This window comes from Achromobacter sp. ACM04 (assembly GCF_014851465.1).
Taxonomy (GTDB): domain Bacteria; phylum Pseudomonadota; class Gammaproteobacteria; order Burkholderiales; family Burkholderiaceae_B; genus Achromobacter; species Achromobacter aegrifaciens.
Window position 1 is genome coordinate 1,117,803 of sequence record NZ_JACUZS010000001.1, and the last position, 23,102, is coordinate 1,140,904.

The 23,102-nt window shown below is 68.7% G+C and carries 12 protein-coding genes; 9 read left to right on the forward strand and 3 right to left on the reverse strand.

The window, feature by feature from the left end; genetic code table 11:
* The first annotated feature begins 100 nt into the window (after positions 1-100).
* The 7 genes from IB259_RS05225 to treY are packed head-to-tail and all read left to right on the forward strand — an operon-like array spanning position 101 to position 17,349.
* Positions 101-3,133, forward strand: a complete 3,033-nt coding sequence (locus IB259_RS05225) for an alpha-1,4-glucan--maltose-1-phosphate maltosyltransferase (protein WP_225596819.1) — start codon at positions 101-103, stop codon at positions 3,131-3,133.
* An 18-nt stretch (positions 3,134-3,151) separates the two neighbouring features.
* On the forward strand, positions 3,152-6,505 hold the full coding sequence (gene treS / locus IB259_RS05230; protein ID WP_175160540.1) for a maltose alpha-D-glucosyltransferase: 3,354 nt from the start codon (positions 3,152-3,154) through the stop codon (positions 6,503-6,505).
* On the forward strand, positions 6,502-8,700 hold the full coding sequence (gene glgB / locus IB259_RS05235) for a 1,4-alpha-glucan branching protein GlgB (RefSeq protein WP_175160538.1): 2,199 nt from the start codon (positions 6,502-6,504) through the stop codon (positions 8,698-8,700). The genes treS and glgB overlap by 4 nt, the downstream gene beginning before the upstream one ends.
* Positions 8,701-8,706: 6 nt before the next feature.
* Positions 8,707-10,815: a glycogen debranching protein GlgX gene (glgX, locus tag IB259_RS05240; RefSeq protein ID WP_192327931.1), complete on the forward strand. Its 2,109-nt coding sequence runs from the start codon at positions 8,707-8,709 to the stop codon at positions 10,813-10,815.
* Entirely contained in the window at positions 10,812-12,590 is a 1,779-nt protein-coding gene (gene treZ, locus IB259_RS05245; RefSeq protein ID WP_054454269.1) for a malto-oligosyltrehalose trehalohydrolase, read from the forward strand. The genes glgX and treZ overlap by 4 nt, the downstream gene beginning before the upstream one ends.
* On the forward strand, positions 12,587-14,674 hold the full coding sequence (malQ, locus tag IB259_RS05250; RefSeq protein ID WP_192327933.1) for a 4-alpha-glucanotransferase: 2,088 nt from the start codon (positions 12,587-12,589) through the stop codon (positions 14,672-14,674). Before treZ ends, malQ begins: the two co-directional genes overlap by 4 nt.
* Before the next feature lie 2 nt (positions 14,675-14,676).
* Positions 14,677-17,349 (forward strand): malto-oligosyltrehalose synthase, encoded by a 2,673-nt coding sequence (treY, locus tag IB259_RS05255; protein ID WP_192328880.1) that lies wholly within the window; start codon positions 14,677-14,679, stop codon positions 17,347-17,349.
* A 117-nt stretch (positions 17,350-17,466) separates the two neighbouring features.
* Here the strand turns inward: treY and IB259_RS05260 are convergent, their stop codons facing one another.
* Complete coding sequence (locus tag IB259_RS05260) at positions 17,467-17,643, reverse strand: hypothetical protein (protein WP_181953330.1); 177 nt, start codon at positions 17,641-17,643, stop codon at positions 17,467-17,469.
* Between the two features lie 163 nt (positions 17,644-17,806).
* Positions 17,807-18,721 (reverse strand): EAL domain-containing protein, encoded by a 915-nt coding sequence (locus IB259_RS05265; RefSeq protein WP_054454265.1) that lies wholly within the window; start codon positions 18,719-18,721, stop codon positions 17,807-17,809.
* Positions 18,722-19,028: 307 nt separating this feature from the next.
* On the opposite strand from IB259_RS05265, the gene IB259_RS05270 reads away from it, so the two are divergent.
* Both IB259_RS05270 and IB259_RS05275 read left to right on the forward strand, forming a co-directional pair.
* The gene (locus IB259_RS05270) at positions 19,029-21,155 is read left to right on the forward strand and encodes an FUSC family protein (RefSeq protein ID WP_175160530.1); all 2,127 of its coding nucleotides are present in this window, start codon (positions 19,029-19,031) and stop codon (positions 21,153-21,155) included.
* Positions 21,156-21,268: 113 nt separating this feature from the next.
* On the forward strand, positions 21,269-22,102 hold the full coding sequence (locus tag IB259_RS05275; protein WP_054454849.1) for a universal stress protein: 834 nt from the start codon (positions 21,269-21,271) through the stop codon (positions 22,100-22,102).
* Positions 22,103-22,112: 10 nt separating this feature from the next.
* Here IB259_RS05275 and IB259_RS05280 read toward each other — a convergent pair whose 3' ends face one another.
* The gene (locus tag IB259_RS05280) at positions 22,113-23,054 is read right to left on the reverse strand and encodes a 2-hydroxyacid dehydrogenase (protein WP_175160528.1); all 942 of its coding nucleotides are present in this window, start codon (positions 23,052-23,054) and stop codon (positions 22,113-22,115) included.
* Positions 23,055-23,102 lie beyond the last annotated feature (48 nt).

The window sequence follows — 23,102 nt, forward strand, 5'->3', positions numbered from 1 at the left end:
CGCCCGTGGCGGCGCAACCGGGGACGTCCGCGCCCGTGGCGGCGAGCTGGGGCCGGCCCTTTATTCACGCCTGCGGCAACGCGGATTCAATGCCTTGCTGATGCCGGCGCCCTGGCTGTCGGGGCCGGAAGGCGCTTCGCCCGCCCCGCTGGATGCCGACAGCGCGCTTTTGGCGGGCAAGCGCGTGGCCATGGCCGACTGGATCGCGCACGCAGCCGGGCAGCTTGCCGAACATGGCCTGGCCCTGTACCTCGATATCGTCATGGACCGCTGCGCCATTGGCGCCGTAGCCGACACGGCGGGCCCCGGCTGGTACCAACCGCCCGCCGAAAACCCCGCGCGCGATCCGCGCATGAGCATCGACGTGCGCGAGGCGCTGCACGTGCGCCCGGGGCCGCCACCGCCCGGCTTTGTGCAGGCCTGGAGCGCGCGGCTGAAGCGCTGGACCGAACGCGGCGCCGCAGGCTACGTCTTTCACGCGCCGCAATGCCTGCCGGCCCAGGATTGGGCGGCATTGGCAGCGGCAGTGGGCGGCCCGGATCGCACCGCGCAATTTTTTGCCTGGGCGCAGGGACTGCCGCCGGAGTCGCTGGCGGCCCTGCGCGGCGCGGGTCTGGACGGCCTGTGCTCGTCCTTGCCCTGGTGGGACTACAAGTCCGGCTGGCTGGCGGAGGAAGACGGCAGGCTGCGCGCCATCGCACCCGTCATCGCTTCGCCGCCGCGCGTGGCCCCGGACAAGCGCGGCGCCTGGGCCGCGGCGCTATCCGCGGATGTCCTCATGTTCGACGACGAGGACGATGCCCGGTTGCCCGACGTAGCCGAGGCCAATCGCTGGTTTGGACAAGCCGGATTGCGCGGCCCGCTGCGTCTGGCCGGCGGGCGCGACGGCCACTGCACCCTGCTGCTGCGCGACTGCGCGGCCGGCACGGCCGTACTGGCGCTCAATCCTTCGGATACGGAGGAGGCAAGCGTGGATTGGGACGCGTTGGCGCCGCTGCTGCCGCCGGCCGATTTCCTGTCCGAAGGCGTGCCGGACGGCCTGGCGCTGCAAGGCAATGCCATTGCGCCCGCGGGTTGCGCCATGTATCTGCTCGAACCCACGCATCCGGTGCGCGAAGCCTCGCGCCACGTGGCGCGCCGCATGGATGGCGCCATCAGCCAGCGCATCGTGGTCGAGCAGGTCAGTCCGACCGTGGATAGTGGCGCCTTCCCCATCAAGAGCATCCCGCATGAGCGGATTCCCGTCAGCGCCGACATCTACATGGACGGCCATGAACTGCTGGCCGCAGAACTGCGCTGGCGGGCGGCGGATGAAAGTTCGTGGCGCGCCGCGCCCTTCACGCGCGGCTTGAACGACCGCTGGGAAGCCTCGTTCCGTCCGCGCCGCATCGGGCCGCACGAGTTCGTGGTGCACGCCTGGCTCGACGCCTGGCAGACTTTCCGCCATGACCTGGAGGTGAAACACCAGGCCGGCGTGGACCTGCGCCTGGAAGTGGAGGAAGGCCTGCTGATGCTGCGCGCAGCGCTGGCGCGCGCCCGCAACGCGTCGCACCCCGGCGCCATGAGGTTGCGCGAGACCCTGCAAAGGTTCGCCAAGGCCACCGAAGGCGAGCTGGCTGCGCCCACACCGCAACAGATCGATGCACTGCTGGACGAAGACCTGGCCGGCACCATGCGCGAACTGGACGACCGCCCTTTCGAATACGTCAGCCCCGCGCCCTATCCGGTCTGGGTGGATCGCAGCCAGGCCTGCCACGCCAGCTGGTATGAGCTGTTTCCGCGCTCGCAATCCATGCAGCCCGGCCAGCACGGCACCTTCGACGATGTGATCGCACGGCTGCCAGATGTGCGCGAGATGGGATTCGACGTGCTGTATCTCCCGCCCATACACCCCATCGGGCAACGCAACCGCAAGGGGCGCAACAACAGCCTGCGCGCCGAGCCCGGCGACGTGGGCAGTCCCTATGCCATCGGTTCGGCCGAAGGCGGGCACGACGCGGTTGAACCGATGCTGGGCGGACTGGACGGGTTCCTTCGGCTGGTGGATGCCGCCCGCGCCCACGGCATGGAAGTGGCGCTGGACTTCGCAATCCAGTGCTCGCCGGACCACCCGTGGCTGGCGCGGCACACGGACTGGTTCTCCTGGCGTCCGGATGGTTCGCTGCGCTATGCGGAAAATCCGCCGAAGAAGTACCAGGACATCGTCAATGTCGCCTTCTACGGCGCCGCCGCGCGCCGCGCGCGCAAGCTGACCCTGTGGCGCGCGCTGCGCGACGTGGTGCTGTTCTGGGTGCAGCATGGCGTGCGCACCTTCCGGGTCGACAACCCGCATACCAAGCCGCTGCCATTCTGGCAGTGGCTGATCGCCGAGGTCCATGCCCAGCATCCCGACGTGATTTTCCTGTCCGAAGCCTTCACACGGCCCAAGATGATGTACCGGCTGGCGAAGATCGGCTTTACCCAGTCCTACACCTACTTCACCTGGCGCAATGACAAGGCGGAACTGGAATCCTACCTGGAGGAAGTCTCCACGCCGCCCGCCGCCGATTTCTTCCGCCCGCACTTCTTCGTCAACACGCCGGACATCAATCCCTACTTCCTGCAGTCCTCGGGCCGCCCGGGCTTTCTGATACGCGCCGCGCTGGCGGCGCTGGGATCCGGCCTGTGGGGCATGTACAGCGGCTTCGAGCTGTGCGAGTCGGCGGCCTTGCCGGGCAAGGAGGAATACCTGGACTCCGAAAAGTACGAATTGCGCCAGCGCGACTGGTTTGCGCCGGGCAACATCCGCGCGGAGATCACCCGCCTGAACCAGATCCGGCGGACCAACCCGGCGCTGCAGAGCCATCGGGGCCTGACCTTGGTGCATAGCGGCAACGACCGCGTGCTGGCGTTCTGCAAGTCCACGCCTGGCCGCGGCAATTTCATCCTCGCGGCCATCAGCCTGGATCCTTTCCAGCAGCAGGCGGCGCGCATCGAGGCGCCCTTCTGGCTGTTCGGCGAGGCCGACACGGGCCGGCTGATCGCCGAGGACCTGCTGGCCGAGCGCAGCGAGCCATGGCAGGGGCAGATCCGCGAACTGACCCTGCATCCCGATCAACCCTATCGCGTGTGGCGCTTGTCGCTGCATGGATGACCCCGCACGCCCATTGCCATGATCAGTGAAACCCAACCTCTCCAGGACGATGGCCTTTGGTACAAGGATGCGGTCGTCTATCAGCTGCACGTCAAGTCATTCTTCGACTCGAATGGCGACGGCGTGGGCGATCTGCCAGGCCTGATCTCCAAGCTGGATTACATCTCCAGCCTGGGGGTCAACACGATCTGGCTGCTGCCCTTCTATCCCTCGCCGCGCCGCGACGACGGCTATGACATCGCCGACTACCGCGGGGTGCACGCGGACTACGGCACCGTGGCCGACGTGAGGAAGCTGATCCGCGCGGCCCACGCCCGCGGCCTGCGCGTCATCACCGAGCTGGTGGTCAACCATACCTCGGACCAGCATCCCTGGTTCCGCCGCGCGCGCGCGGCCAAACCCGGATCGGCCGCGCGCAACTTCTACGTCTGGTCGGACAACGACAAGGCCTACGCCGGCACGCGCGTCATCTTCTGCGATACCGAGAAATCCAATTGGACCTGGGACCCTGAGGCCGGCGCCTACTTCTGGCACCGCTTCTATTCGCACCAGCCCGACCTGAACTACGACAATCCGCAGGTGCTCAAGGAAGTGCTGGCCGTGATGCGCTATTGGCTGGACATGGGCGTGGACGGCCTGCGCCTGGACGCGGTGCCGTACCTGGTCGAGCGCGAAGGCACCAACAACGAAAACCTGCCCGAGACGCACGAGGTGCTCAAGCGCATCCGGGCCGTGATCGACGCCGAGTATCCCAACCGCTTGCTGCTGGCCGAGGCCAACCAGTGGCCGGAGGATGCGCAGGAATACTTCGGCGCGGGCGACGAATGCCATATGTCCTTCCATTTCCCGCTGATGCCGCGCATGTACATGGCGATCGCGCAGGAGGACCGTTTCCCGATTATCGACATCATGCGCCAGACGCCGGACATTCCCGCGTCCTGCCAATGGGCGATCTTCCTGCGCAACCATGATGAACTGACGCTGGAAATGGTCACCAGCCGCGAACGCGACTATCTCTGGAACGTGTACGCGGCGGACCCGCGCGCCCGCATCAACCTGGGCATCCGGCGCCGTCTGGCGCCGCTGCTGGAGCGCGACCGGCGCAGGGTCGAGCTGATGAACAGCCTGCTCCTGTCCATGCCGGGCACGCCCGTCCTGTACTACGGCGACGAGCTCGGCATGGGCGACAACGTGCACCTGGGCGACCGCGACGGCGTGCGCACGCCGATGCAGTGGTCGCCCGACCGCAATGGCGGCTTTTCGCGCGCCGACCCCGAACAGCTGCCGCTGCCGGTCCTCATGGGCCCCTTGTACGGCTATGAAGCGGTGAACGTGGAGGCGCAGCAGCGCGATCCGCATTCCCTCCTGAACTGGACCCGACGCCTGTTGGCGCAGCGCCGGCAAAGCCATGCATTCGGGCGCGGCACGCTGCGCTTCATCTTCGCAGGCAACCGGAAGATCCTGGCTTATCTGCGCCAATGGCAGGACACCACCATCCTGTGCGTGGCCAACCTGTCCAACGCCGCCCAGCCCGTGGAACTGCAGCTGCAGGAATTCAATGGCCGCGTGCCAGTCGAAATGCTGGGCGGTACGCCCTTCCCGGCCGTGGGTGAACTGCCGTATCTGCTGACCCTGCCGCCCTACGCGTTTTACTGGCTGGACCTGAGCAACGAAGCCGCGCCGCCAGACTGGCATGCGAGCGCTCCCGCGCAGATGCCGGAACTCACCACGCTGGTGCTGCGCGCCCACGGCGGCGCCGCGCTGACCGACGTCTCCCGCGCTACGCTGGAGCGCGAGGTCCTGCCCCAGTACCTGGCGCGCCAGCGCTGGTATCCGGCCAAACAGCCGCCCGCCCGCGCACGCCTGGCGTACGCCACGCCGTTCACGGCGGCCGATGGCGAGTATTACTGGGCCGAGGTCGAGCCCGAGGACGGCGTCACGGGCCTGCGCGCGCAAGCGCCCTTCGTGCTGGTGTGGGACGAGACGGCAGCGGTGCATTATGCGATCGCGAGGGTGCGGCGCGGGGCCGAGGTCGGCATTCTGGCGGACGCCTTTCTGCAGCCCGGCTTCGTGCGCGGCATCGTCCAGGCCATGCAAGAGGGCCGCGAGCTCGACGGCCGCAGCGGCGGCAAGCCTGGCGACAAGCCGGGCGTGATCCGCTTCCTGCCCGAAGCTGGCCTGGCCGCCCTGGAGGTCGCCGGGGACGGCGAACTGCAGTGGCTGACGGGCGAGCAATCCAACAGCTCGGTCGTCGTCGATGGCAAGCTGATACTGAAGCTGATCCGCGCCGTCCAGCCCGGCGGATCGCCCGAGTTGGAAATGACCCGCTATCTGACGCGCGCCGGCTACGCCAACATGCCGGCGCTGCTGGGCGAGGTCCAACGTGAGGATGCCGACGGCGTGGTCCATACGCTGGCGGTGGCGCACCGCTACGTCGCCAACGAAGGCGACGCCTGGAACTGGACGCTGGATCTGCTCAAGCGCACGCTGGACAACGCGCTGCTGGTGAACCAGAGCCCGGACGAATTCGCCCAGGACCTGCAGGGCTACGCCGCAATGGCCGCCACCATGGGCGAACGTCTGGCGCAGATGCACAACCTGCTGTCGCAGGCCACCGACGACCCCGCGTTCCAGCCGCGCGCCGCCAGCCAGGCGGACGCCGATGCGCGCACGCGCCGCGTCCAGGACCTGCTCGAACGCGCGGAAAAGGACTTGCGCGCGCAGCTCGGTGAACTGGAAGCCCCTTCGCGCGCCTGCGCGGAATGGTATTTCGAGCACCGCGCCCGGCTGGCGGCGCGCGTGGCGGCGATGGCGCAGGCCGAGACCGGCGTCCTTTGCCTGCGCGTGCACGGCGACTTCCATCTTGGGCAGGTGCTGGTGGCGCAGGCGGACGCCTATCTGATCGACTTCGAAGGCGAACCGGTCAGCAGCGTGGACGCGCGCCGCGCCCTCGCCTCGCCCTACAAGGATGTGGCGGGCATGCTGCGTTCGTTCGACTATGCCGCCGCCTCGATCGCCCGCACCGACATCATCGGCGGCGCGCCGACCGACGCCAATGCCGGCGCGGGCGAAACGCCGGGCGCGCCTGTCGCGCCAGCAGAACTGCGCGACCTGCTATTGGCGCGCTTTCGCCAGACCGCCAGCCAGGCCTTCCTGCAAGGCTACCGCGATGCGCGCGCCTCGGCGCTTATCCCGCCTGCGGATGAAGACGCGCTGCTGGCCCTGGCCCAACTGGAGAAGGCTGCCTATGAAGTGAGCTATGAAGCCGCGCATCGCCCAGACTGGATTTCGATACCGCTGTGCGCCCTGGCGGAACTGGCGCGCAGCCTGCTGCTGTCGGCCGCGGTGGACGAAGAGGATGCACGATCATGAGCCAGGACATGCCCGCAGGCGGCAGCATCAGCCCCATAGCGCCCGTCGAACTGGCCGCCTTGGCCAGCGGCCTGCACAGCGACCCCTATGCCTTCCTGGGGCCGCACGACGGCGAAGTGCGGGTGTATGCCCCGGGCGCGCGGGCCGTGGCGGCGCTGGACGGCGACGGCGCGCGCATCCCCTTGCGCGAACAGGGCCAGGGACTGTTTCTTGGACGCGTTCCTTACGCCCGCCCCGGCGACGGCGCCTCGTACCGTCTGGCGATCCAATGGCCCGACGCCGAACAGATCACCGCCGACCCCTATGCCTTCGGCACCCTGCTGGAAGACGGCACGCTGGAAGAGCTGGCGCAAGGCGCATGGCGCAGCGTGGGAACGTCCCTGGGCGCGCGCCTGATGGAAGTCGACGGCGTGGCCGGCCTGCGCTGCGCGGTATGGGCGCCGAACGCGCAACGCGTGGCGGTGGTGGGCGATTTCAACGCCTGGGACAGCCGCCGGCACGGCATGCGGCTGCGGCACCGCGCCGGCGTCTGGGAGATCTTCATCCCGGACGTGCAGGCCGGCGAACGCTACAAGTTCGCAATCACCGACCGCGCCGGCAACCTACGGCTCAAGGCCGATCCGCTGGCGCGACGCAGCGAAGCGCCGCCTGCCACCGCCTCGGTGGTGGAAGACGGCGCCGACTATCCGTGGCAAGACCGGGCCTGGATGGCGCAGCGGCGCACGCGCCAGTCCACGGACGCGCCGCTGTCCATCTACGAAGTGCACGCCGGGTCCTGGCTGCCTGACGAACCGGAATCGCACGCCTGCATCTGGGACCGGCTGGCCGACAAGCTGCCGGCCTATGCCCGCGCCATGGGGTTCAGCCATGTGGAGCTGCTGCCCGTCATGGAGCATCCTTTCGGCGGGTCCTGGGGTTATCAGCCGCTGGGCATGTTCGCGCCCGCGGCCCGCTATGGTCCGCCCGCCGCATTCGCCCGTTTCGTCGACCGCTGCCACCACGCAGGCATCGGCGTCATCCTGGACTGGGTGCCGGCGCACTTCCCGGACGATGCGCACGGCCTGGCCCGCTTTGACGGCACGGCGCTCTACGAGTACGAGGATCCGCGCGAAGGCTATCACCCGGACTGGCACACCATGGTCTACAACCTGGGCCGCACGGAGGTGCAGGCCTTCATGATCGCCAGCGCGCTGCATTGGCTGCAGCGCTTCCATGTCGACGGCCTGAGGGTGGACGCGGTCGCGTCCATGCTCTATCGCGACTACAGCCGCCAGCCCGGCCAATGGATCCCCAACCGCTACGGCGGCCGGGAAAACCTGGAGGCGGTGCAGTTCCTGCAGGCGCTCAACGGCACCGTGCGCCAAGAAGTGCCGGACGCCATCATGGTCGCCGAGGAATCGACGGCCTGGCCCGGCGTCACCGCGCCGATCGCCGACGGCGGGCTGGGCTTTCACTACAAATGGAACATGGGCTGGATGCACGACACCTTGCGCTACCTGTCCGAGGACCCCGTGCACCGCAAGCATCACCACCACGACATCACCTTCAGCATGGTGTATGCGTACAGCGAGCGCTTCATCCTGCCTCTATCGCACGACGAAGTGGTGCACGGCAAAGGATCGCTGCTGGCCAAGATGCCGGGCGACGCGGCCGCCAGGCTCGCCAACCTGCGCGCCTACCTCGGCTTCATGTGGGCTCATCCCGGCAAGAAGCTGCTCTTCATGGGCGGGGAAATGGCCCAGCCACGGGAATGGAACCACGACGTACCTCTGGATTGGGACCTGCTGGACCGTCCCGGCCATCTGGGCATACAGCGGCTGGTTGCAGACTTGAATGGCCTGTACCGCGGGGTGCCGGCGCTGCATGCGCTGGATGCCGACCCGGCGGGCTTCGCCTGGACGATCCTGGACGACCGCGACAACAGCGTGGTCGCATTCATCCGCAGCGACGGCGTCCATCACGTGCTCGCGGTCGCCAATTTCACGCCGGTGGCGCGGCACGACTACCGCATCGGCGTGCCGCGGGCTGGCCGCTGGGCGGAAAAGCTGAATACCGACGCCACGCACTATGGCGGATCCGGCCAGGGCAACCAGGGCGGCGCCAGCACCGGCGTCAGCGCGTCCCATGGCCAGCCCCAGGCCTTGTCCCTGACTTTGCCGCCGCTGTCCACCCTCTTCCTGCTCTACGAAGGCTGAACCCATATGGATCCCTCCCAATTCACGCGCATCGCCGGGGGCCAGCCCCATCCGCTGGGCGCGGTCAGCGATGGCCTGGGCGTGAACTTCGCCGTGTTCTCGGCCAACGCCACGCGCATCGAGCTGTGCCTGTTCGATCCCAAGGGCCGCAAGGAACTGCGCCGCTTCGACCTGCCCGAATGCACCGACGAGATCTGGCACGGCTACCTGCCGGACGCGCATCCCGGACTGGTGTACGGCTATCGCGCCCACGGCCCGCACGATCCGCGCAATGGGCACCGTTTCAATCCCCATAAGCTGTTGCTCGATCCCTACGCGCGGCAGTTGACCGGACCGCTGCATTGGAGCGACGCGCTGTTCGGCTATCGCATGAAGCATGCGCGCGCCGACCTCAGCATCGACCGGCGCGACAGCGCGCCCGCCATGCCCAAGGCCATCGTGGCCGAAGAAACGCCTTTCACCTGGGGCAACAGCCGGCCGCCGGCCACGGCGTGGAACGATACGGTGATCTACGAGGTGCACGTGCGCGGCGCCTCCATGCTGCGCGAAGATCTGCGCCAGCCCCTGCGCGGCACCTGCTCCGCGCTGGCCGACCCGCGTTTCATCGAACACCTGCAGCGGCTGGGCGTCACCGCCGTGGAGTTGCTGCCGGTGCATGCGTTCCTGCAGGACCGCTTCCTGACCGAACGCGGCCTGCGCAACTACTGGGGCTACAGCACGTTGTCGTACTTTGCGCCGGAGCCCTCCTACCTGCAGCACAATCCGAACGAACTGCGCCAGGCCATACGCCGGCTGCATGCCGCCGGCATCGAAGTGATTCTGGACGTGGTCTACAACCACACTTGCGAGGGCAGCGAATTGGGACCCACGCTGTCCTGGCGCGGACTGGACAACGCCAGCTACTACCGCCTGGTGCCGGGCGACGAACGCTATTACATCAACGACACCGGCTGCGGCAACACGGTCAACCTGTCACATCCGCGCGTCCTGCAAATGGTCACGGATTCGCTGCGCTATTGGGCGCAATCCTATGGCGTCGACGGCTTCCGCTTCGACCTGGGCGTGACCCTGGGACGCGAAGGCACCGGCTATGACCCGGGTTCGGGCTTTTTCGACGCCGTGCTGCAGGACCCTGCCCTTGCCCGCCTGAAACTGATTTCCGAACCCTGGGACGTGGGGCCGGATGGCTACCAGCTGGGCAACCATCCACCGGGCTTCGCCGAGTGGAACGACAAATTCCGCGACGCGACGCGCCGCTATTGGCGCGGGGATCCCGCCATGCGCGGCGAGATGGCGGCGCGCTTGTGCGGATCGCGCGACCTGTTCGACCGCCGCCACCGTCGGCCCTGGAGCAGCGTCAACTACGTGGCCTCGCACGACGGTTTCACGCTGGCCGACATCGTCAGCTACGACGCCAGCCACAACGAGGCCAACGGCGAAGGCGGCAACGACGGCCACGGCGAGAACTACAGCCACAACTGGGGCGCCGAAGGCCCGACCGGGGACGCCGCCATCCTGGACACCCGGAAACGGGTGCAACGGGCCCAGCTCGCCTGCGTGTTCCTGGCGGATGGCACGCCGATGCTGCTGGCCGGAGACGAATTCGGCAATAGCCAGGAAGGCAATAACAACGCCTATTGCCAGGACAACGCCCTGTCGTGGCTGGACTGGACGCAGGCGCAGTCCGATGACGGCCGTGAGCTATCCCGCTACGCGGCGCGCCTGATCGCACTGCGCCGCGCCCACCCCAGCACGCGCGCCGCGCGCTACGGCGATGCGGGGCAGGAGCTCGCGCCTGGCGTACAAGCCATCTCCTGGTTCGATCCGGCGGGCGCTGAACTGGACGCGGCGGCCTGGGAATCGGAGGCCAATGCCATGGTCCTGCGCCGCGCCGCCTGCCGCGAAGACGGCAGCGTCGACGTGACGCTGCTGCTATTGAATCCCGGCGCGGAGGACACGGTTTTCCAGATGCCGTCGCCCGCGCTGGCGTGGATTCGCGAGCTGGATTCCGCCACGCAGGCGCCTGCCGCGCCACTGGCGGATGCCGCCGTCACGGTGGCGGCGCGCAGCGTGGCGCTGCTGGCGGCGACCTACGTGCCGGAAGATCCGCCATGACACATGACTATGCTTCAGGCGCAATCCCGCTGGAGAGCGGCGTCACGCGCTTTCGCCTGTGGGCGCCGACCGCGCCGGCGGGCTTCGCCCTCGAGGTCGAAGGCCATCCTCCCATCGCCCTGAGCCCCGGCCCGGACGGCTACGTGCAGGCAGACGTGGACTGCCCCATCGGCGCCCGCTATCACTACCGCCTGGACGCGGACACGGTCGCGCCCGATCCCGCCTCGCGCCTGCAGCACGGAGACGTGCACGACGACAGCGTCGTGGTCGCGCCGGACTCCTACCCCTGGCGCTACGGCACCTGGCGCGGACGGCCTTGGGAAGACGCCGTGCTGTACGAAACCCATGCCGGCCTGGAGGGCGGCTATGCGGGCCTGCTGGCGCGGCTGCCGGAGCTGGCGGCGCTGGGCGTGACCTTGCTGGAGCTGATGCCCATTGCCGACTTCCCCGGGCCACGCAACTGGGGCTATGACGGCGTGCTGCCCTACGCGCCCGACACGGCCTACGGCACGCCCGATGAGCTCAAGCGCCTGATCGACGAGGCCCATGGGCTGGAAATGGGCGTGATGCTGGACGTGGTCTACAACCATTTCGGCCCCGACGGCAATTACCTGCCGCGCTATGCCGCGCCGTTCTTCAGGAAAGACGTCGCCACGCCTTGGGGCGACGCCATCGACTTCCGCCAGCCGGCGGTCAGCCAGTTCTTCAAGGACAACGCGCTGTACTGGCTGACCGAGTACCGCTTCGACGGGCTGCGTCTGGACGCCGTGCACGCGATTGCGGGCCATGAATGGCTGCATGAATTGGCCCAGTACCTGCGGCAGCATATTCCTGCCGAACGCCATGTGCATCTGGTGCTGGAGAACGACGACAACCGCGCCAGCCTGCTGCAAGGTGACTTCGATGCGCAATGGAATGACGACGCGCATCATGCCTTGCATTGCCTTCTGACCGGCGAGAGCCACGGCTACTACGCCGATTACAGCGCTCAGCCGGCCCAGGCGCTGGCGCGCTGCCTGGCCGAAGGCTGGCTGTACCAGGGGCAGCGTTCGCCCTACCGCGGCGGGCAACCGCGGGGCGAACCCAGCGCGGAACTGCCGCCAAGCGCCTTCGTGCTGTTCCTGCAGAACCATGACCAGACCGGCAACCGTGCGGGCGGCGAACGCCTGGCCAGCCTGGTGGACAGTCCCGCCCGGCTGCGCGCCGCGGTCGCGTTGCAGCTGCTGGCGCCGCAGATCCCGCTGATCTTCATGGGCGAGGAACGCGGCGCGCGCACGCCGTTCCACTACTTCACCAGCCATGCCGACCCGGCTTTGGCGCAAGCGGTGCGCGACGGCCGGCGGCGCGAGTTCTCGCGCTTTCCCGAATTCCAGGGCGCGGGCGCGTTGTCCGACCCGAACGATCCCGCAACCTACGTGGCCAGCAAACCACGGGCCAGCGCCGCCGACGCGCATGCCTGGATGCGGGACTACGCGGTACTGCTGCATCTGCGCGCCCGCCTGATCGCGCCCCGGCTGGCCGGCGCGGTCAGCCTGGGTGCGGCCGCGATCGGCGAACGCGGCGTGTTCGCGCGCTGGGAACTGGCAGGCGGCGCGCGCCTGACGGTCTATGCGAACTTCGGCCCCGATCGCGTGGCGCTGCCCGAGGCCTTGCAGGCGGGCGCCGAGGCCTATGCCACGCTGCTCTTTGAATCCGTGGCCGGCGCCCGCGACGCCCTGGTCCACGGCGAGGTGTGCGGCGACAGCACCGTGTGGCTGCTGGAGGAACCGGCATGACCGCAACGTCCGCCGGCGATCCGGCCTTGTCCGCGCTGGCCGCCAAAGCCGGCATCGCCGAACACTGGACCGACGCGCGCCAGCGTCCGCAGCAAGTGTCGCCGGATACTTTACGGCTGCTGCTGGAGGGCATGGGCTTGCCGGCGGGCAACGCCCATGACATCCGCGACAGCGACCATCGCCTGGGCGTGGAGCTTGGGGCCCGGCTGCCGCCCCTGCTGGTCGCGCGCAGCGGCATGGCCGCGTTTCTGCCCGCTTGCGCGCGCGGCCGCTACCGCATCGTGTGCGAGTCAGGCCAGACCAGCGACGGCGAGGTCGCGGACGACGGCAGCCTGATCGCACCGCAGGAGCCCGGATACCACACGCTGCACCTGGCATGCGGCCAGACCGTGCTTGCGGTGGCGCCCCGCCAAGCGCCTGGCCTTGATGATCTGACCGACGGCGTGCGGCCGCGCGGCTGGGGACTATGCGCGCAGGTCTACAGTCTCAGGCGCGATGCCGACCAACCTGGCGACGGCGGCTACGGCGACTTTGGCGCCGTGCGCGAACTGGCTGTCGCCGCCGCGGCCCAGGGCGCGGACGCGCTCGCCATCAGCCCGGTGCACGCCATGTTCGCCGCGCAACCGCAGCGTTGCAGTCCTTACGCCCCATCCAGCCGCTTGTTCCTGAACACCCTGTACGCAGATCCCGCCGCCATCGTCGGCGACGATGTCTTGCGCCGGGCGCTGGCCGAATTGGCCGCCCAGCCGCGCCCAACGGCGTTGATAGATTGGCCATCGGCCGGGATATGGCGGCAGCGCCTGCTGCGCGCGCTGCACCGCCAGTTCCGCACAAGCGGACCGGCGGATGCCCGCCAGCGCTACGAGGCGTACTGCGCCCGGCGCGGCAAGGCGCTGCGCGACCACGCCGTATTTGAAGCCCTGCATGCCGCCCAGGCAGCGCATGGCGCAGACCACCAGCCCTGGACGCAATGGGCCGCCGGCCTGCGCGATCCGGACTCGCCGGAAGTCGAACGGTATGCGCGGCAGCATCCGGTCGAGGTCGACTTCCATCGCTACGCCCAATGGCTGGCCGCCGAAAGCCTGGACCACGCGCAGAAGGCGGCGCGACGCGCCGGCATGCGCGTGGGGCTGATCGCCGACCTGGCCGTGGGCGACAGTCCGGACGGCAGCCACGCCTGGAGCCGCCAGACCGACCTGATGCCCGGCCTGTCCATAGGCGCGCCGCCCGACATCCACAATCCGCAAGGACAGAACTGGAACCTGGCCGCGTTCTCGCCGCGCGCAATGCATGCCCAGGGCTACGCGGCCTACATCGACATGTTGCGCGCCGCGCTGGCTCACGCCGGCGGCCTGCGCATCGATCACATCCTGGGCATGGCGCGGCTGTGGCTGGTGCCCGATGGACTGACGGCCGATGCGGGCGCCTATCTGCGCTATCCACTGCGCGAACTGCTGGCACTCACGGCGCTGGAAGCCTGGCGCCATCGCGCGCTTGCCATCGGCGAAAACCTGGGCACGGTGCCTGAAGGTTTCAACCGCGAGCTGGCGGATCACGGCATCCTGGGCATGAATGTGCTGTGGTTCATGCGGCAGGAACCTGACGCGCCGCCATCTGCGCCGTCCACGCCGGCGCCCTTTCTTGCAGCCGGCGACTGGCCCGGCCAGGCCGTGGCCATGACCTCGACCCACGACCTGCCGACCTTGCGCGGCTGGTGGGCCGAGCGCGACATCGACCTGCGCGCCGAACTGGACTTGCTGGGCGGCGGCGACGATGAAGCCACGCTGCGGCGCAACCGCCGCATGGACCGCAGCTTGCTCGCGCAAGCCCTGGGCTGCGCCGCCGAGCCCGCGCGCGCGCCCCTGGAGGACATGCTGCGCTTCGTGTCTTCCAGCCCTTGTCCCCTGCTGTTGGTGCCCATGGAAGACCTGGCGGGCGAACTGGAACAGCCCAACCTGCCCGGCACCGTGGACCAGCATCCCAATTGGCGTCAACGCCTGGCCGCAAGCAGCGCGGCGTGCTTCGCCGACCCTGCCGTGCAGGCCCGGCTGCAAGCCCTGCGCACCGGACGGGGCCGGCCATGACCATGCCGCGCGCCACGGCCCGCCTGCAATTGCATGCCGGCTATACCTTTGAGGACGCTCGAGCCTGCGTGGACTACTACGCGGACCTGGGGGTCAGCCACCTCTACCTGTCGCCCATCACCTGCGCCCGCCCCGGGTCCACGCATGGCTATGACGTCATCGACCATGGCGCGGTCAATCCGGAGCTGGGCGGGGAATCCGCACTGAGGGATCTGGCCCGGGCGGCCCGTCGGCGCGGGCTGGGTCTCATCGCGGACATCGTGCCCAATCACATGGCGGCCCACCCCGCCAATGCCTGGTGGCGCGATGTGCTCGAACACGGCGCCGCAAGCGCGCATGCGCGCTGCTTCGACATCGACTGGGACGCGCCTGATCCCGCCCTGCGCGGCAAAGTCCTGCTGCCCATCCTGCCCGACTCCTACGGTGTGTCGCTGGCTCAAGGCGCAATGGCGCTGCGCTATGACGCCGATGCCGGACGCATCGAACTGGAGGTCTCCGGGCAGCGCTATCCCCTGGCGCCGGAGTCGCTTGCGCACGGGCAGGATCCGCAGGCCCTGCTGCGCCGCTGCGACCCGGCGCGCGCAGCCGGTCGCGAGCGCCTGCACCGGCTGCTGGAGAGCCAGCATTACCGGCTGGCCTGGTGGCGTTGCGCTGCCGATCAGATCAACTGGCGGCGCTTCTTCGAGATCAGCGAGCTCGTGGGCGTACGGGTCGAGGACGAAGCCGTTTTCAATGCCGTGCATGCGCTGCCGCTGCGCCTGTATGCGGAAGGCTTGCTCGACGGACTGCGCATCGACCACATCGACGGGCTGGCCGCGCCGGGCGCCTATCTGCGCAGGCTGAATCGACGCCTGGCCGAAGCCGGAGCCCGCCGTCCACCTTCTTGCGCCCAATCGCAAGCCTACCTGGTGGCGGAGAAGATCCTGGCGCCGGACGAAGCGCCCGATGCGCGCTGGCAGCTGCATGGCACCACCGGCTATGACTTCATGGATGAGGTCGGCGCATTGCTGCACGACCCGCAGGCCGAGGCGCCGCTGCGGGCGTTCTGGCAGATGCTCACGGGCGATCTGCGCACGCCGCCGCGGCAGCTGGAAGCGGCGCGCACCCGCATGCTGCAACGGCACTTTCCCGCGGAACGCCTGGCGCTGGTCCGCTGCCTGGAACGTTTGGCGCGGCAGGACCGCCGGACCCGCGACTGGTCCGCGCCGGCCATGGACCGCGTGTTGTCCGCGTGGCTGGCGGCCTTTCCGGTGTACCGGACCTACGCGGAGGACGGCGGTCGCAGCGACGCGGACCGCCATCACTGCGAAGCGGCAGCGCAACGCGCCGCCGCCCTGCTGCACGCGTTGCCCGGCACAGCGGACGCTGCCTTGTTGGCGCAGATGGACCGGTGGCTGGGCGGCAGCCCCGCCGATTCGGCAACCGCGCCGCTCCCGCAATCTGAGCCAAACGCCGCCCAGGCCCTGCGGCGGTTCCAGCAGCTGACGCCGCCTTTGGCAGCCAAGGCGCTGGAAGATACGCTGTTCTACCGTTACGGCCCGCTGCTGTCGCGCAATGAAGTCGGCGCATCGCCGCAGCGATTTGCGCTGTCGCCCGAGGCATTTCATGCCCTGGTCGAGGCGCGGGCGCGCGACTTCCCGCACGCCATGCTGGCGACGGCCACGCATGACCACAAGCGCGGCGAGGACGCGCGCGCGCGGCTGGCGGTGGTTTCGGAAATGCCGCAGGCCTGGCGCAAGACAGCGTATCGCTGGACCCACGCCCTGCCCGACGCCGGGCTGCTTACCTTGGCGGACCGCTACCTGCTCGTGCAGACGCTGATCGGGGCGTGGCCCGCCGACTGGGATGCCGACATCATCGAACAGCGGCCAGAAAGCGTGGCCGCATGGATCGAGCGCGTGGCGCAATGGCAGCTCAAGGCGTTGCGCGAAGCCAAGCTGCATACCAGTTGGACGGATCCTGACCCCGCTTACGAAGCCGCCGGGCTTGGCGCGCTGGAATTTCTGCGGGACGCGGCGCCCGGGCGCCGCCTGCTGGCCGAAATCGCCGCATACGCCCTGGAACTGGCCCCTGCCGGCATGATCAACAGCCTGGCCCAGACGCTGTTGCGCAACACGCTGCCCGGCGTGCCGGATCTCTACCAAGGCACGGAGCTCTGGGACTACAGCCTGGTCGACCCCGACAACCGGCGCGCGGTGGACTACCCGCCGCGGATCGCCATGCTGGCCCGCACGCGCGCCAGCGCCGCCGTGCGAGCCAGCGCAACGGATTGGCGCAGCGGCGCGGTGAAGCAGGCCCTGACCCAGCGCCTGCTGGCGGCGCGGCAGCGTCACCCGGCATTGTTCGGCCAGGGCGAGTGCGTCCCCCTGGCTGTAACCGGGACGCATGCACAGCACGTCGTAGCCTGGCTGCGGCGTCATGAAGACGAGCACGCCCTGATCGTCGCGCCGCGGCTGTGCGCGCTGCGTCTGTCTGGCTACGCTCGCGGCGAGCCGCGGGCGGCGCGGGAATTCTGGGCCGACACCGCGCTGTGCCTGCCCGATGCCATCAAGGGTCTCGCTTGGCGCGATGCAATGGGCGGCGAAAAGGCGAGATCCGGCTCCGGTGGCTCGCTGCCCTTGTCGGAACTGTTGCATGAACTGCCGGTTGCGCTGTGGCTGCCAGCGGCGGCTTGATGCCGAAATCCGAAGCCATGATGAAGCACAAACGGCCTTGTCCGCCCACAGCGGGACAAGGCCGTTCTTACCGCGATACCCGCCCGACTAGAGGGCCCGGAACACGCGGTCTACGAGTCAGCGCGGCATCTTGCTTTGCTGGCCCTGATTCTGGCCAGGTTGCTGCCGATCCTTATCGGCATGCTGGCCGGATTGGCCGGGCTGCTGCCCGGGCTGATTGCGGTCCCTGGGGTTTTCCTGGGCCTGTTGCTTCTGTTGCTGCTTTTGCTGGTCGGGCTGGTTCTGATTGGGCATTGCAAGTCTCCTGGAAGACGGAAAAAGCTCCGCCATCTTCCATACAGCAACCCGCGTGCCCAAGCGGCGCCGCAGTCAGCCCCCGCAGCCCGCGGACACGGGGACGCAAGGACTGCGGGTAAAGTCCGGCCTGATTGGTAAAAAATACGCTGCGCGACCAGCCTTATTGCGTGGTGGCGTGGCGCTTGCCGCGCGTTGACTGCGGCTCCTGGGCGGACGCGTCGTAGGCATCGAGCCAGGACGACGCGTAGGCGGCAGGCGCGGCCAGCGGTTCGCCCTGGTCGCGTTGCGTGCGCAGGCGCACCGTCAGTTCGTCCAGCGGCATGGGGCGGCCCAGCGCGAAGCCCTGGCCGTAGCGGCAGCCGGCCGCGCGCAGGGCAGGAATGTCCGCCACGTTTTCGACGCCCTCGGCCACCACCCGGCGGCCCAGCCGGTTCGCCAGTTCCGCGGCGGTGCGCAACACTTCGAAGGCGACTGCGCTGCGGCGCATGCGCGTCACGAAATATTGGTCGATCTTGACCTCGGACAGCGGCAACGCCGATAGCAGCTTTAACGAAGCATGGCCGGTGCCGAAATCGTCCAGGCTGACCTCGCAGCCGGCATTCTCGAGCTTGAGCAGCGTGGCGCGCAGCACGTCGAGTTCGCGGATGGGCTGGTCTTCCGTCAGTTCCACGCGCACCAGCGACGCGGGCAGCTCCGCCGCGTAGATACGGTCCAGCAGGAAATCGACCGCGGCCTCGTCCGACAAGGTGGAGGCAGGCGCATTGATGGCCACCGGAATGGCGATGCCGGCGCGCCGCATCGTCAACAGCATGTCTATGACACGCAGGCAGACGCGCTCGAACAGCACCTTGTCCAGGCCCAGGCGGTTGACGGCGGGGATGAAGTCGGAAGGCATAATGATGCCCAGGCGGCGATGCCGCCAGCGAGCCAGCGCTTCGGCCGACACGATCCGGCCTGTCAGCAAATCCACCTGCGGCTGCAACAGCATGCGCAGGCCATCCTTGCCGGTGATCATGGCGGCGATCTCGTCGTCGCTCGCCACCGAGTCTGTGGAAGCCTCGTGATTCGACATCATGTCGATACTCCTTGCGCGCCCCTGGGTCAAAACCTGCGCTGTCCGGGCGCAGAAAGAGGCACATTGGACTGAGTATTCCCAGCTACAGCGCTTTTTGTATGCGATTTCCAGACTTTCTTCCAGGCAATTTTGCGCCGCTGCGGCGGCAAAGTCACATATATGTATCCATACGTATTAAGCTGCTCGGATTCATGAATGAAACCGGCTTTCCGGCCCTGGCCTTCACCCCCGCCGAAATGCCTTGTCGACATGGTAGGGTTTGCGTCTTTCGCCCTGCCGGGCCCACCGCCGCTGCTGTATTCCTAGCGTGAAGAATCTTTATTCCCGTTGGCGCGCCTCCCTGCGCAACGTTCTGTGGCTGGACGCCCTCCAAGCCGCGGCCATCAGCGCCGCGCCTGTCATCCTGGCCGTGCTGGCGCACGAGCCGCGTTTGGGCTGGAGCGCCATCGCGGCTTTCTGGGCCTGCTTCGGCGATCCGGGGGGGCCCCTGCGCCAGCGCGCGGGGGCAATGCTCGCGCTGGGGCTGATAGGCGCGCTGTTCTGCTTTCTGGCCAGCGTCAGCGCGGCTCATCTGTGGCTGCTGCTGCCCCTGACCTTCGTGTGCTGCACATTCGGCGGCCTGTTGCGCGTGTTGGGGCCGGCCGCGGCAATCGTCGGCACCCTGCTGTCCGCAGGCTTCGTGGTGGCAGCGGAACTACCCGCCCCGACCTGGACGGAAAGCCTGTCCTACACCTTGTTTTTCCTGGCCGGCGCGGCCTGGGCCATCCTGATGACGGCGCTGGTATGGCGTCGACGTCCCTGGAAGGACGCCACTCACGCGGTGGCGCACTGCTACCGCGGCCTGGCGGATTTCGCCGACGCGCTGGCCCGCATGTATTCCGGATTGACGCCCGCGGCCAGCCCCCAGGCCTGGAGCGCCGTCACGCGGCCGCAGCGCAGCGCCCAGCGCGCCGCGCTCGAAGCCGCCCGCACGCGCATCCGCGAAGTGCAGGACGCGCGCCCATCGCGCCGCGCCCGCGCGCATCAACTGCTGTACCTGCTGGACAATGCCGAGGACAGCTTCATTGCGCTGGTGGCCGCAGCCGACCTGATGGAATCGAATGCGCCGCGCTGGCTCGGACGCGGCGCCGGCGCCCATCTGTCGCACGCGCTGCACCGCTACGCCAGCCTGTGCAATGCCATCGCCAGCACCTCCGACGTCAACGACGCCAAGCAGGCCCAGTGCCTGCGCGAACGCCTGGCCCATTACAGCGCCGGCCTGCATGAACTGCGCGGCAGCGCCCTGGCCCACGCGCCCGAACTGGCCACCATGGCGCCGGTGCTGGACCGCCTGCTGCACACGGCGCAGGCCGTCACCCAGTCCCTGTTCGACCAGGGACAGACCCCGGCGGCGCCCACGCGCGATCGCCGCGCAGCCAACCCTGCGCAAGACGCGTGGCGCGCGTTGCGGCAGAACCTGAGCTTCGAATCCGACGCGTTCCGCCACGCGCTGCGGGTGGGCGTGGGCGCCACCATCGCGGTGGCGCTGTCCAAGACCTTCGCCGTCAACCATGGCTACTGGATGTCGCTGACGCTGGTCTTCATCCTGCAACCTTACTTCGCGACCACCTGGCAGCGCACGCTGGAACGCGTGGCCGGCAGCGTGGCTGGCGCCATCGGCGCCTCGCTGCTGGGCCTGTTCCTCAGCACCCCCTTGTCCGTGGCCCTGGCGGTGCTGCCCATCGCGCTGGGCACGTTCGCCGCGCGCACGATTCATTACGCGCTGTTCACGTTCTTCCTGACTTCGCAATTCGTGCTGGTCACCCACATCCAGCAGCCTGAGATCCAGGAGCCGATGCTCGCAGCCCTGCGCGCGTTCAATAGCGTGCTGGGCGGCGTCCTGGCGCTGCTGGTCGGCTTTCTGGTCTGGCCCGAAAAGGAGCCGCGGCAATTGGCCGGGGCCCTCAGCCTGGCGCTGGAGCGCCACGCCGCCTATGCGCGCGCCCTGTTGCGGGCCAAGAGCGGCGACGCCGGCGACGGACAGGACCTGGTGGCGTTGCGCCGCATGGCCTGCCTTTCCGCCGACAATGCGCAGGCGTCCTTGCAACGGCTGCAGCAGAATCCGGTGCATCGCGACCGCAATGTCGGTACCGCCGAAAACCTGCTCAACGCCATGCGGCGCGTGACGGCGGCGGGCACGGTGCTGGAAATGCAGCCGGCCCTGCCAGCCGGAACGCCTGCCGCCCAGGCGCTCTCCGAGTACGGTCCGGCGCTGGCGCATGCGCTGCATCCGCAGCAACCCGCGCCAGGCGCCAACGACCGCCAGTTGGCCGTGCCGCCAGCGGTGGCCGCGGGCTATCCGGAACTGGCCGGTCCGCTGGACCGCATCGCGCAACAGGCGCGCCAATTGCGCCAATTGCGCGAACGCGTGGAACGGGCTCCCGCCGCGCCATAGCCTGCGGTTTGCGCGCACACCGGCGAACTGCCGCGGGCTTGACGCGCATCAAGGGCGAAAAGGCCGGAAAGCGTAACCATATGCACATGGCACGCTTAAACAAGGAGGCCTTCATGTACCGCCGCATTTCCGTCCACCTGGACCACGGATTCGACTGCAAACGCCGCATTGAAGCTGCCCTGGCCCTGGCCAAGCGCCACAAGGCCGAGCTGGTCGGCATCTACGCCAACGCCGCGCCGCCGCAGTATTACTACGGCGAGTCCGTGCTCATGTCGCGTTCGCTGGGCATCATCAAGGAATTGCAGGCGCAAAGCCGCGACGCGGTGGAAACCGCGTTTCTGGAAGCCGCGGCCGAAGCCGACGTGCCCGCCTTCATGCGCGCGGGCACATCCTCGCCCAGCGAGACCGTGGCGCTGCTGGGCCGCACCACCGACCTGATCGTGGTCAGCCAGGAAAACCGCGAGGACGTCGAAGCCGCCCACGAGATCGAGTTCGTCGAGCAGACCCTGCTGACGGCGGGCCGGCCGGTGCTGGCGATTCCGTCCAGCGGCGAGTTTCCGGTGATCGGCGACCGCGTGCTGTGCTGCTGGGACGGCAGCCGCGAGGCCGCCCGCGCGTTGGCCGATGCCGCGCCGATATTGCGCCTGGCTTCGCACATGACCGTGCTGAGCATGAACGAAGGCGCCGCCAGCCCCAAGCATGAAGCGCCGTTCGAGGACCTGGCCACCTACTGCGTGGCGCAGGGCATGCCGGCGCCGGAGCACGTTCGCCGCGACATCAAGGGCGTAGGCGTGGGCAGCACCATCCTGAATGCCGCCGCCGACCACAGCGCGGACCTGATCGTCATGGGCGCCTACGGCCACAGCAAGCTGCGCCAGTGGGCGCTGGGCGGGGCGACGGCATCCATCCTGAAGAGCATGACCGTGCCGGTCATGTTCTCGCACTAGCCTTGGCCTGCTAGCCTCGGCGCACCGGGGTCAGCACCGGCTTGCCGCCGAAGTGCGCCGTGGCGTTGTCCAGGAACAGCGCCACGGTGGCATGCACCGCTTCCGGCGAGCGCCCCGCGCTATGCGGGGTCAATACCACGTTGTCGAGCTCAATGAGGGTCTTGGGCACGTCGGGTTCGCCATCCACCACGTCCAGGCCCGCGCCCGCAATGCGGCGTTCGGCCAGCGCCGCGATCAGCGCCTGCGTGTCGACCACGCTGCCGCGCGCTATGTTCACCAGATAGCCTTCCGGCCCCAGCGCTTCCAGTACCTGCGCGTCCACCAGGTGGCGCGTGTCCGCTCCGCCCGGCGTCGCCACCACCAGGAAATCCGATGCCGCGGCCAGCGCGCGCGGGCTGTCGAAGTAGGCATAGCCCGATTCCGGGCGGACGCTGCGGCTGTAATAGCCCACGCTCATGCCGAAGCCGTTGGCGCCGCGCCGCGCGATTTCCAGTCCGATGGTGCCCAGGCCCAGGATGCCCAGCCGCTTGCCGGTGACCTGCGGTCCCATGAAGCCGCCCCAATGGCCCTGGCGCACCGACGCATCGGCTTGCGGCAGGCGCCGCGCCGCGCCCAGCAGCAGCGCCATGGCGTGGTCCGCCACCGACACCGCGTTCGCGCCCGGACCGTGGGTCACGACGATCCCGCGTTCCGCCGCGGCGGCCAGGTCGATGTTTTCGTACCCCACCCCCAGCGAGCAGGCAATTTCCAGCTTGGGCATTGCCGCCATTTCCTGCGCGTACAGGCCGGTGGCGCCGCGCGTGAGCACGATGCGGATCTCGGGCCCGTGGTCGCGGATCGCCTGCGCGCGCGCTTCGGCAGTGGGCGCAAAAATCGCGCGAAAGCCGCGCGCTTCGATTTCGGGCAGGTAGTCCTGCACGCTTTCTATCAAGACAAGCAAGGGGATGGTCATGTCGGGAATGCCGCGGATGGCGGAGGGCTGCACAAAAACCCGGCGATC